The organism is Aquirufa sp. ROCK-SH2 (genome assembly GCF_054558315.1).
This window is the reverse complement of sequence record NZ_JBPXKB010000006.1, coordinates 23635-35916: the sequence shown is the minus strand read 5'-3', so window position 1 is coordinate 35916 and position 12282 is coordinate 23635. Positions and strand designations below refer to the sequence as shown.

Here is a 12282-nt window from a genome sequence, read left to right as displayed (position 1 = left end):
TTTATTTCGAAGTGAAATTCAATCGAGCAGCTGAGATTTCTTCATTCCCTGTAAATGATGCCGCTTTGGCTTTTTCATCAAATTTCAAAGATTGTTTCATCAGTTGGTAAGAACCATGTTCCCGAGCTGCTTCTATCACCACGGTGTAATTTCCTTGGTTTACATATTGTCCAGCATCATCTTTTCCATCCCAAACCAAAGAATATTTTCCCGCACCACGCGTCGCACCGGTGATTGGGCTAACATTGAAATCGGTATTTCTAGATCCTGCCGACCAATATCTCAAATCCACAAGCCATCTTGGTTTTCTATACCAAAGGGCAATTCTGCGCACAGGATTATTGTTTTCATCCTCAATCCAAATCGCAACGTAAGGTCTACGCGCATAGCCACCTAAATCTGCAATTTCTAGGTCGATGCTGCATTCCATTTTAGGGTTCCAAAGTTTCTCTTTTAATTGGACAAAAGAGATCGCCGAATGTTCTTCTTTGGCAATGGCAGGCCAATTTTCACTTTGAAATTCGTTTCCTTCTTTGTCGACAATCAAATAATCAGCATTATTGGCTGTTTTTGCAAGTTGGATAGATTCACTAATGGGTAAAATGTTGAAAGCCGTTGCAAGTGCGCCTGCTGTTACTGCATTTTCATGAATTACCGTTGCACTTGCAATTTGATCCGCAGGTAAACCTGTTTGGGGATCTATGATATGCGATAAATGTTCGCCGTTTAATTCAACTCCGCGGCGATAATTCCCACTCGAAGCAATGGTTTTATTATTTATTTCAACGACAGAAATAGGGGCTGCATTTTCATAAGGTGCAGTTGGGTCAGCAACTTTGATTTTCTCTTGGATGTCACCTTTGACAACAATATCACCTCCAATATTGACCACCACTCCTTCCACACCTTCCGACTCCATGGTTACATTGGCCACTTTTTCAGCTACATATAATTTGGTGAAGGTGTGTAATTTCAAATCTGCATCCGAGGTTTTTGTTAAGGTATTACCTTCTATTTCCCAATGATTTTCTTTGACTTTTTCTATTAAATGGTCTAACTCCGCTTGGCTAGGTTGAATCCCTTCCTCACTGGCTTTTTTCCACAATTGAGTAAATTCTTCACTGGCTGGATTGATTGCACCTTGAGTTTGTTCTTTCCAAAAATCGAATTCTTTAGCGATTTCAATTAGTTCATTGGAAACCTCTATTTTTTGTTGGTAGGTATTTTTCCATTGAGCGAATTCATTGCTTTTTTGAAAACTTCCTAATATTTGTTGTAAACGGGTAAGTTCAGTGATGATTTTTTGTTCTGCTAATTGGGCATTGGAATAATTGTTAGCAGATACTTTAAGGTCTAAAGAGGTACCAAGAACTGCTTCGAACTCTGAAAGTAAAATTCCTTTGCTATTTTCCGTGGCTTGGTTGGGGAAGGCGGATAAAATGCCTGATAATCCTAGAGACAGTACATTCATTTTTTTGTTGTTAGATTAAGACCCAAAACTATAAGTCTTCATAAATAGGTTTTGATATTTAAGACGAAAATTCGTTTTTTGTCTACCAGGAAAGTCTTTTAAGATTAATTAACTTTTCTTAAAACAACAGCACAACCTCCTCCACGTTGTAAACGGAAGTTCATTTTGGATTTATTCGTCACCAATCTTTTTTCAATGAGATAGGCCTCTGGATTTTTTTCGAAATCGGCATTTTCTGCATCCATATACAAGGTAGCTTCATAAATTTTGTCCTGATCTAAAAAGTCCATATCAAAACTCATGTTACGCGCATTGCTATTGGTGATAGACCCAATAAACCAGGCATCCTTCCCTTTTTCTTTTCTCGCGATACTGACAAATTCTCCAGGTTCTGCTAAAAGCACTTTGGTATCATCCCAATCCACAGGTACTTCTTTGATAAACTGAAAAGCATCAAGGTATTTCTCGTAATTTTCTGGTAAATCGGCAGCCATTTGTAAGGGACTATAAATGGTTACATACAAAGCCAATTGCTTGGCCAAAGTGGATCGTACTTTGGTTGTTCTCAGGCTATCGAATTGATTCAATGACATGTGAAACAACCCTGGAGTGTAATCCATGGGGCCACCCATTAATCGAGTAAATGGCAATATGGTAGTATGTTCAGGATTAATGCCAAGGGTAGGGGCATTGTTAAATTCAGAACCTCTAGCTGCTTCTGCTGCCATCCAGTTCGGATAGGTGCGGTGAAGCCCAGTAGGATGTACGGATTCGTGCGAATCAACCATAAGTTTGAAAGAAGCCGCTTTTTCTGCTACACGGTTGTAATGATTAACCATCCATTGACTGTCGTGATGTTCTCCCCTTGGGATGATTTTCCCAACATATCCAGTCTTTACCACCTCCATGTTTTTGTTCACCATGTATTGAAATGCCGCATCCATTCTACGCTCATAATTGGTCACAGAACTGGCTGTTTCATGGTGCATGATTAATTTCAAACCTTTTGATTGGGCATATTTTGTCAATGAATCGATGTCATAATCGGGATATGGACTCACGAAATCAAAGACTTCTTCTTTCCAATTTCCAAACCAATCTTCCCAGCCCTTGTTCCAACCTTCTACCAGCACTCCTTGAAATCCATGTTTAGATGCAAAGTCGATATAACGTTTAACATTTTCGGTATTTGCGCCATGTTTTCCACTTGCCAAAGGCCAATTGGCCTTTCCAATGTGCATTTCCCACCACATTCCCATGAATTTCTGAGGTTTGATCCACGTACTATCTTGGATTTTTGAGGGTTCATTTAGGTTAAGAATCGTCTTTGAGGATAAGATTTGTTCCGCTTTGTTGGAGATAATGATGGTTCTCCAAGGGGTATTAAAAGGAGTTTGTAAATAAGCTTTATTACCTACGGCATCTGGTACCAAAGTAGAGGTAAATTCTGTGCCAGTCACCTTCAAATGCATGACAGGGTAATTGATTAAAGCGGCTTCATGCACGTTGATATAAACTCCTTCAGACGACTTCAACATCAATGGAGTTTGCACATAATTTTTTCCAATGAGGGAGGTTACGGCAATGTCTTTTTCTTTAGCTGCCGCAGCAGTGGCGTCAATCTCTGAAATCTTTGTTTTTTGATAAGTGTATTCGTTGGTATCGTAATCGCCTGGAATCCAAAATGTTGTATGGTCTCCTGACATATTGAAAGTAGACCATTCATTGTCCACAATGAAATGTTTAAAATTATCTTGTTCAGGGAAAAAATACCTAAAAGCAATTCCATCGTTGAACACGCGGAAAATGATTTTCATCAAAACGGAACTTTCTTTTACTTGAAAACTCAGTTCTTTATACTGATTTTGAATTTCTTTGACCTCGCCCCACACAGGTTTCCAAGAGCTATTGTGTTCAATGGAATCTACTTGTAAAATTTGAAATTTACGGAGTTCTAATTGAGGCTTTTTGAGACTTATTCCAATGCCAGACAAGGCAATGACTTCTTTGTTGTGAAGGGTTACCTGGTATTTGATGCTACGATCAGGGGCATGAATGACTTGTAAGGCTAGCTGTCCATTGGGACTAGCTATTTTATAAAAATTTTGAGCAAAGGCAGGTACGCTCAATAAGACGAATACGAGTAGTTTATACATGGAATAAAATTAATAAAATTTATCGTATTTGCTTCTTTATGATGGAGATGTTCCACCAATTAGCCTTTGTATTCAGATTGAATCACATATTCGGAAGGCTGGCAAAATCCAGAAACAAAAATTTCTTGCGCGATGGTCCAAGCATGGCCTTCAATTATTCCTACTTCATTTTTTTTGAAGCCAATGAAAACAGAATAAGGAATTTGATATTTTCTTAACAAATGGGCCGCGATCCAAGCTTGGTGCCTACACTTGAATTCCCAAGGTATATACTTATGTAAAATTTTAATGAGAAATCGAATATCTATAATTTTTTGCTTGTCAATTTCCTTTTGGGAGTTTTTCGGAGCTTCAATTGCACCATAAACAACTTTATTATTAAAAAATTGAAACAAAATGTTCGAATAAATTGCTAAGGCAAAGCCCTTCAATAAAAGGATTTTCCTTTGAGCAGACAACCGCATGAAAGTAGCAACTTTTCGTAGCATGAATTATTTTGCGATGAAACCTTTTTGTTCCAAAATTACGAGCATGTTAGTAACAGAAGTTAGACATGTGGCTTCGTCGATATCAAATTCTTCCAACAAACTTTGCACAATTTGTTCTGTATTTAATTGGTTTTGAAGTCCTAAGACGATTTTAGTCATGGTTTCATTGGTGCTAAAATATTCATTTTTTTCTACATGAAACAAAACGCCTTCTTCTCCCAATTGGGTAAATAAAACTTTTTCTGAGTCTAATTGGTACATAATTACATTTTTGAAGGCCAATAGCCAAAATGTTTCATCATTTCTTCATTGACAGTGTTGATATTATTTATTTGTTCCTCTGTTAAGAGGGATTTTCCGTAATTCACTTCGCCTTTGTTAAAGAAGAATTTGGTCTTGGTTCCTTTCTCCCGAAATCCCTTTTCTTCTTCTTGCTTACGTAAATTTTCAAATTTGGTCATCTCCAAAGCATTTTGGATTTGTTCGTCAGAAAATTCAATTTCCATGAATTGGATGGCCTTTTTAAAAGTCTCAAAAGGATGCAATTTCATGTCTTCATAGCGAACAAAAAGTACAGGAAATTGAGGTCTTTCCAACCAACTTTTCACATGGTTATTCCAAGTGTCCAAATGTTGGTAAAATTGATTAGCTGGAGAAGTTCTTTTTTTATTCCGAATGAATGCCGATTTGGTATTATTCAAAAAATTGACGGTTTTGTCTATCGATTGTCCTAAGTGATTGGCCAAAGAAGGCACTACATCGTAAGGATGGCGGACGAAATAAACTGCTTTAAAGGTTGGAGTTTCTGGGACAATGCTTAAACCTGGGTGATTCTCGGAATAATCGAATGCATCATGAATTTTAACAAATAATTTCCGCTTGGCCTTTGCTGCTACAAAATTCCATGTTAATTGTTGGTACAACTCTACTTCAGGGGAGAGTAAATGATCCGCATCTAAGTCCAGCACATTTTCAATGTTGTCTTTGCCTGAAAAAATTCCATCTGTTTTTAAATCATTGATATCAAAGGCTTCATTTTCAAATTTTAGAGCCGTCAAAAATGATCGAAACCAGGTATTTCCTGATTTCGGATAGGAAGCCAACCAGATAATATTTTTAGTTGTTTCCATTCAATGGTGCAATGATTTCCTGCTCGATGGCATTTGAAAATGATTGAAATGTATCTTCTCCTTTGGGCCTATTGGCTATGAAGGCAGGGATCTTTTGACTGATGGCAGACAGCAATTGAAATTGAGGGATTTGTTTTTTCATCCCAATGATCCATTGTTTGCGGTAGACATTATTTCCTAAATGCAGAAATACATTTTTGGACTTTAATGGCTCTATTTTTAATTCTTCTGTATGGTTATTTAAAAAGACCAAAGCTGCCACTTCCATTTTCTCAGTCGAGTATTTATCGCCAAAAGAAATACCAAATTTGTTCATGCCTGGTCTAAGTTCATAGCCATCCTCTGTTTCATATTGTTCACTTTCGTCGATGGAATTTTGCCATAAACGCATGATGGGGTAGGAAGGAGTGGCGTAACATTTTCCATCTTTTACCTCCAACAAAACAGTATCGTCTGAAAAAATAGGATAACCTTTTTTCTCTAAAAAGATAGCGGTGGTGGATTTTCCAGTTCTAGAAGGAGCAGGGAAAAGAACAATTTGCTTGTCATTGATTTTCACCCCAGAGGCATGAAAAGGAATCAAATTTCTTTGATACAAAACCGCTGCCAAGGCATTGGAATAAAAGAAAAGAAGCACTTCTGTTTCATTCTCTGAAATGGGCTCTATGATGATTTCATTGCCATTTCGGATGTAATATTTGGCAATTTCAGGGACTTGATAGAGAAATTCATTTTCGTTAAAGGTTGAAAATGGTTTTTCTTCTGTTGCTGGCTTTTCTAAGTTAAGGGGAACTTTCCCATATTTTAATTGGATGGGATAGGTCAAACCGGCAATGTCTGTAATGGAATTAATTTCAGGTAATACAAATTCGGAAATAATCCATTGTCCGAAAAATAAATAGTTGTTCAATGGGGTATCAATTGAGTGGGCAAAAAAGAGTAAAAAGTTAGGAAGAAAGTGTTCCTCCGATATCAGCTAAAAGTCCAAATGGATTCAATGTTTCAATATCAATCTCTAAAATTTCAGGCTCTTGCCAAGTTTTTTTGTTTTCCATTTTATATAAATGCGTAAATATCAGGATACGATTCCATTATGAACTTCATTGGTGCTTGTAATGTTACCTCCTGATATTATTAAGAGTTGTATTGTAGGAACTTGCCATTGTTTTTTCATCACAAACTTTATGATTGCTGACTAGGCGCAAAAAGTGTAGATTCTGGGGAACTAGTGTGTGTGCCATTTTTAATGATTAAGGACTTCATTTCAGGCACTTGCCAAGTTTTTTTTAGTTTTTTCTTCTTGATTCTGCATTTTGTAATTTAATTATGAACACGAATAATACCGAAATATAAAAAAATCAACATAAATATTTAACAATTAATCAATTTTTTATTTGGGGCGGGTAATTTAACTAAAAGTACTAGTAACACTATTAGGATGGAGATTGAAAGTATATTCTGCTTCTTGATGCTGAGTACCATTCTTTATTTTCAAGGACTTTAACTCCGGCTCTTGCCAATTTTTTTTAATGCTTTCAGATTGATTTTGCATGATATAATTTAATTATGAACACAAACAATACCGCAATATAAAAAATATATAGTAAATATTTACCGAATAATCAATTTTTTATGAATCTATGAAATGGCTATACCAGCTGTAACTTCTCTTGGATTGGGAGGGCCGCCCCCTTCAACATCCAAAACGATTATTTCAGGCTCTTGCCACGTTTTTTTAGGATTTTCTGTTTGATTTTGCATGAGATTATTTAATTGAGAACAAAATATTTATTTAAAGGTAGGTGTTTTTTGTTCAAAAATGCCATTGGATTCTTGTAGTTTTGTTTTTTGCTCCTCGTTCTAGGTTTAATATGAATTCATTTTTACTCAGCTTTCCCCAATTGGCTCGCAAGAGGACTTTTGATACCAGTCTATTTTCATTTCAAAGGGGTGATTTATTTTACCAGGGTTCTCTGCGTTTGGATAATTTGGATGAATTGGAAAATGAATTTCCGAATGAGTCATTCACTTCTCAAGAATCTTTGATCTTAGCTCTTTTTGAAAAATACCAAGAAAAGGCTTTTGAGAAATTATTGGGTGATTTTGCGTTTGTGATTTGGGATTCTAGGAATCAATCGCTTTGGTGTGTCAAAGACCCAATGGGAATTCGTCCTTTGTTTTATTATCAAAACGAGAATACTTTGATTCTTGCTTCTTCCATTTCCGCTATCCGAGATCATGTGGGTCTTTCACATTTGACAATTAATCAACACTACTTAGCTACAGAGCTAAAGAATTATTTAGTAGAAGTCGGAGAAACATTTTTTAAAGAAATTCATCGTTTGCAACCTGCCCATTTTGGATTTCTTAAAATGGGAGAAGACCATTTGACGGAACATCGGTATTGGGAATTTCAAACCATAGATACTACTGCTTTTAAAACGGGAAAAGAAGTTTTTGAGGAATTGAGGAGACTATTTCATCAAGCCGTGGAAAGTCGCTTGCGTGGGGTGAAAATTGCCGGAACCCAATTGAGTGGGGGGATGGATTCTTCTGCCATTACCGTTTTGGCATCAAGGATCATGCCTAAAAAAGATTTACATACCTTCTCATTTGTCTTAAATGAGAAAACTCGTGCATATTCTGAAAGGGGAATAGATGAGCAAGCCACTCAAAATAGTATCATTGAATACGCGCAATTGCATAGAGAAAATCACCATTTGGCGGATGGATTTTATTACAAAGACACCTTTGAGTGTTATGATAAATCAAATGAAATCATGGGTGGATTTGCCGATTCTGATTCTATTTGGCAGGATTCTATGTATAAGCAAGCAGCAGAATACGGCGTAGAGGTGATGTTTAGTGGATTCCCTGGCGACGAAGGAATTTCACATCCTGGAGGGCAATATTATTTTGAGTATTTTCATCAAGTGGACCTGAAATGGATGCTAAGGCAAAGCTTACAACATCCTATTCTTTTCGCCAAACAGGTATATCGTTATCTTAGAGCTAGATGGAATAAGACGATCCTCAAAGGATATGATGAGGTGCAAAAGAGACGTAATTTATTACATCCTGATTCTCCATTTCATGCTCAATTGAAGGACAAATCTTTTTCTTTTTTTCCTTCATTTAGGCAAGAATTGATTCGAAAAGTGTTTAGGCCACATTCTTGTTTACGTACGGAATCGGAGGGTTTGTATGCGAATCAATATGGAATTAACACGGTATATCCCATGGCTGATTTGCGATTTCTTCAATTTGCCCTGAGTTTGCCTATTGAATATTTTCAACCCAAAGAATTTAGTCGTTCCCTTTTTAGAAAAATTTGTGAAGGGATTCTGCCGGATGATGTGCGATTGCAAAATAAGAGCAACGGAGCTTTTACTCTGGCTTTTGCTGAATATTGGAAGAAACAACAATTGAAGGATTTTGAAAATCGGCCTATTAGTAATGCTTTGGGATTATTTGATATGCAAAAAACATTTGAAGAGGGAGAATTAGATCAAGCATCTAGAAAAGTGATTTTGAATAAAATGGATTATTTAATCGATAAAAATCTTCCTGGGCATGATAAATAAATGTATTTGGTTTTTGGGATTGTCAGGTGCAGGAAAAACAACGCTTTCTGAAGAATTAGCCAAAGAACTTGGAAAGGGCGGCCAACAAGTCGTGGTTTTGGATGGAGATGTATTAAGGACGGGTTTAAATAGCAATTTAGGATTTTCAGATTCGGACAGAGTGGAAAATGTTCGCAGGACGGCAGAAGTGGCCAAATTGTTTTTGGCGCAAGGTTTTTGGGTGATAGTGGCGCTCATTACCCCCTTGGAATCAATGCGGAAATCGAATCGAGCTATATTAGGAGAAGATTATTTTGAAGTTTTTGTGGACACGCCTTTGGCAATTTGTCAAGAAAGAGATCCTAAAGGTTTATATGCTAAGGTTAGGCAGGAAGGCTTAAGGAATTTTACAGGAATAGATTCACCCTTTGATTCGCCTTTGAACGCGGATTTATGGATCAAAACAGAGCATGTTAGTGCCAAGTCAAGTGTTCAGTTTATTTTAGGCAAATTGACAGTAGAATGAACTATATCAAGGATTATTTTAGGGCTTATGGAATGATCTGGAAAGCAAATCCGATGGGTTTTGTTTTTCAATTACTGATGCAGGGTTTATTGGCTGGCATTCCGGTTCTTGTTTTGTTTTTTACCAAACAACTTTTAGATCAGGTTTTATTAGCTAAAACCTTAGACGCCAATATTTTGCATTATTTATTTTTGATGGCTGGGGTTTATGTGCTAAATCTGCTTGTTCAGCAAATCCAATCCTACCTAAGTTTTAACAACCAGCATCAGGTTAGTGCCTTTTTTAGTGAGAAGATTTTAAATAAGAGTACAAAAATTCCTTTCGAGTTTAATGAAAACTCAGACTATCAAAACAGCCTTCATTTGGCTCAGCAGCAATCCCTGTACAAAATACCTCAAGTGTATCAAGTATTGCAATCGGTTTTAGTGAGCAGTTTTTCATTGCTAGCCTTGGTTTCTTACTTTTTTAAATTGTTAAGCGATTTTGCTTGGTGGATTGTTTTGTTGGCAATTCCGCTTTCTGTTATTAAGTGGATTTCTGGCAATGCGCTTGCCCAGTTGGATAAAAAGTTGGTTCGACAAGAACGAGAGTCGAATTACTTACATCAGTTGTTGCTGGGTGTTTCTTATGCCAAAGAGGTAAAGACTTTGAATATGGGCGCCAAATGGATTACTCAATTTAGTGTTTTCAAAGCTTTTATTTTTCAGAAAAAGCGCTCTTTGCAATTGAAAATTAGCTTTTTTTCAGGTTTAGCTGAATTGTTGGAAGTCGCAGTGATTGTCATGGTGATGTACCAGCTCATCGATTTGGCCATTGCTAAGGTCATTGGAATTAGTGTTTTGGTGATTTATTTACAAGGCCTACAAAGGATTCAATCTACCTTGAAAACTTTTCTACAAAGTTGGGTTCAATTGTTGCAACAGCGAGTATTTTTAAAAGATTTGTTTGATTATCTCGATTTGAAAGAAGAAAAGAGAGAAATTAAATATTTTGACAAGTATTTAACCCATGAACTAGAAGTAGAAGGTTTGTCCTTCAAATATCCTGAATCTGATCATTGGGTTTTGAAAAACATTGATTTTAAAATCAAGAAAGGTGAGACGATTGCGATAGTTGGAGCAAATGGTTCAGGAAAAAGTACCTTGGTTAAATTACTGGCGGGACTTTATATTCCGACGCAAGGGGATTTGCGTTGGAAAAATAGATCAATTCATCAAATTGATGAGGGTCTTTTCGCGAATGAATCCACGTTTGTTTTTCAAGATTTTGAGAAATATTATGTATCGATTCAAGAATTCATCGAGATGGGTTGTCAGGAAGAGGAGATGAATAGGGAAGATCGGTTGTTGGAGGCATTGCAAATGGCGGATGCGCAAGATTTCGTTCATCAATTTCCACATAAACACCATTCTAAATTAGGCCGAATTTTTGGGGCTGGGGTGCAGTTGAGTGGAGGGCAATGGCAAAAATTAGTGATTGCGAGGGCATTTTTCAGGAATAGTCCTTTATGGATTTTCGATGAACCCACAAGCTCTATTGACGCTATTGCGGAGGCCAAAATAATTGAAAATATCAAAGCAAAATCGGAAGATAAAGTAAGTATCATTATCACCCATCGACTCTATAATTTGAAATTTGTGGATAAAATTTTAGTGATGGATCAAGGGGAAATTGTGGAACAAGGAACATTTGATGAATTGAAAACGAGTTCCGTGATTTTTAATCAGTTATACGAACAGCAAAAAGTGTAGATGAAAAAAGTACTCGCACTTTCTCGCGAATTAGCTTTGTTGGTTCAAATGGTCCAACAAGAGATCCTTCAGGTGAATTCTACTTTTAAAGTAGACGGGATCAATTGGCCAAAATTTAAGAAAGCATGTGCTTACCATGGCATGCGTCACGTTGCTTTTTCAGCCAATCAACAGCAAGCCGTTTTGCCAACGAATCTGTCTCATTTTTATCAAAAATTTGCCCAACAAAGAGCTAAAAGCAATTTGGATAATGTACTCGAAATTAAGCGATTATATACATTGTTTGAGAATGAAGGAATATCACCTCTTTTATTAAAAGGGGCGCTTTATACTCAATTGTTATACCAAAACAAACTATTGCGAGAAAGTACGGACATTGATTTTTTGTTTAAAAAGAGTGATTCTTTGAAGGGGATGAAGATTTTGATCAAAGAAAATTATCAATGCAGAGATTTAGGGACATTCCATACCTCCAAAAATTTGGATTCAGATTTGCAAGAATTAATCAATGGTTCTAATTTTCAAGAATTGCATTTTGATAAAAAATCCTATAACGTCGATTTTCATTGGGAATTATTCAATCAGTTTTTTTATTACCAATTCGATTTGTCGTTTTTGTTTGATCAAACCGAACAGCTAAATTTTTATGGTCAAAAAATCGTTGTGACTCGTCCGGAGGCCTTGTTCTGGTCTTTGATTTTTCACCATGGAGGCAAAGAATTCTGGTTGAAATTCAAGGATTTGGTTGATTTATTAGCCTTTATGAAAACCTATCAAGACCAAATCGATTGGCAATTAATGCTGCAACAAGCCAAAGATTTTAATGTTTTGACAGTCGTAAAAAATGGTTTTTGGTTGATTCGAGAGGTTTTTGCCTTTGAGCTTCCTGAAGCAATTGAAAACGAGTTACAACATTATGCGCCAAAGAAAATTCACTTGACTGTTGATTTTTGGGGAAAGGCTAATTATTGGAATAAAATGATCCCTCGTTGGAATTATGAACAAATTTTGCATCATTCTCAGGATCAAGGTTATACCTTCCTTTCCTACCTTAAAAAATTGTATAACACATATAATTCCCCCAATCCATTTGAACGAAAACGAATATTTAATTTTCCATCAGGTTGGGGTATATTAAATTTTATCGATAAAATTCTAAGTTATATCTTTTACCATTTAGTAGGTAAAAAGTAAGCG

At 36.4% G+C, this 12282-nt stretch carries 11 protein-coding genes; 4 read left to right on the top strand and 7 right to left on the bottom strand.

Annotation, left to right across the window (positions count from 1 at the left end; translation table 11 throughout):
• Position 1: 1 nt before the first annotated feature.
• The 7 genes from V7S79_RS11710 to V7S79_RS11680 form a co-directional block, all read right to left on the bottom strand.
• A complete protein-coding gene (locus tag V7S79_RS11710) occupies positions 2–1471 on the bottom strand; it encodes a DUF2271 domain-containing protein (protein ID WP_459490780.1) in 1470 nt (489 codons plus the stop codon).
• Between the two features lie 104 nt (positions 1472–1575).
• Positions 1576–3627, bottom strand: a complete 2052-nt coding sequence (locus V7S79_RS11705) for a glycoside hydrolase family 97 protein (protein ID WP_459490779.1) — start codon at positions 3625–3627, stop codon at positions 1576–1578.
• A 59-nt stretch (positions 3628–3686) separates the two neighbouring features.
• The gene (locus V7S79_RS11700) at positions 3687–4115 is read right to left on the bottom strand and encodes a lasso peptide biosynthesis B2 protein (RefSeq protein ID WP_459490778.1); all 429 of its coding nucleotides are present in this window, start codon (positions 4113–4115) and stop codon (positions 3687–3689) included.
• Between the two features lie 3 nt (positions 4116–4118).
• Positions 4119–4376 carry a PqqD family protein gene (locus V7S79_RS11695; RefSeq protein ID WP_459490777.1) on the bottom strand — a complete coding sequence of 86 codons (258 nt, stop codon included), beginning with the start codon at positions 4374–4376 and terminating at the stop codon, positions 4119–4121.
• Positions 4377–4378: 2 nt separating this feature from the next.
• Positions 4379–5245 (bottom strand): sulfotransferase domain-containing protein, encoded by an 867-nt coding sequence (locus V7S79_RS11690; RefSeq protein ID WP_459490776.1) that lies wholly within the window; start codon positions 5243–5245, stop codon positions 4379–4381.
• On the bottom strand, positions 5232–6155 hold the full coding sequence (locus tag V7S79_RS11685) for a phosphoenolpyruvate carboxykinase (ATP) (protein ID WP_459490775.1): 924 nt from the start codon (positions 6153–6155) through the stop codon (positions 5232–5234). The genes V7S79_RS11690 and V7S79_RS11685 overlap by 14 nt, the downstream gene beginning before the upstream one ends.
• A 728-nt stretch (positions 6156–6883) precedes the next feature.
• A complete protein-coding gene (locus V7S79_RS11680; RefSeq protein WP_459490774.1) occupies positions 6884–7006 on the bottom strand; it encodes a hypothetical protein in 123 nt (40 codons plus the stop codon).
• 110 nt (positions 7007–7116) lie between these two features.
• Here V7S79_RS11680 and V7S79_RS11675 point away from each other — a divergent pair, with 110 nt between their 5' ends.
• The 4 genes from V7S79_RS11675 to V7S79_RS11660 are packed head-to-tail and all read left to right on the top strand — an operon-like array spanning position 7117 to position 12279.
• The gene (locus V7S79_RS11675; RefSeq protein WP_459490773.1) at positions 7117–8829 is read left to right on the top strand and encodes an asparagine synthetase B family protein; all 1713 of its coding nucleotides are present in this window, start codon (positions 7117–7119) and stop codon (positions 8827–8829) included.
• Complete coding sequence (gene cysC, locus V7S79_RS11670) at positions 8819–9334, top strand: adenylyl-sulfate kinase (RefSeq protein WP_459490772.1); 516 nt, start codon at positions 8819–8821, stop codon at positions 9332–9334. The genes V7S79_RS11675 and cysC overlap by 11 nt, the downstream gene beginning before the upstream one ends.
• Positions 9331–11085 carry an ABC transporter ATP-binding protein gene (locus tag V7S79_RS11665; RefSeq protein WP_459490771.1) on the top strand — a complete coding sequence of 585 codons (1755 nt, stop codon included), beginning with the start codon at positions 9331–9333 and terminating at the stop codon, positions 11083–11085. The genes cysC and V7S79_RS11665 overlap by 4 nt, the downstream gene beginning before the upstream one ends.
• On the top strand, positions 11086–12279 hold the full coding sequence (locus V7S79_RS11660) for a nucleotidyltransferase domain-containing protein (RefSeq protein ID WP_459490770.1): 1194 nt from the start codon (positions 11086–11088) through the stop codon (positions 12277–12279).
• Positions 12280–12282: the final 3 nt, after the last annotated feature.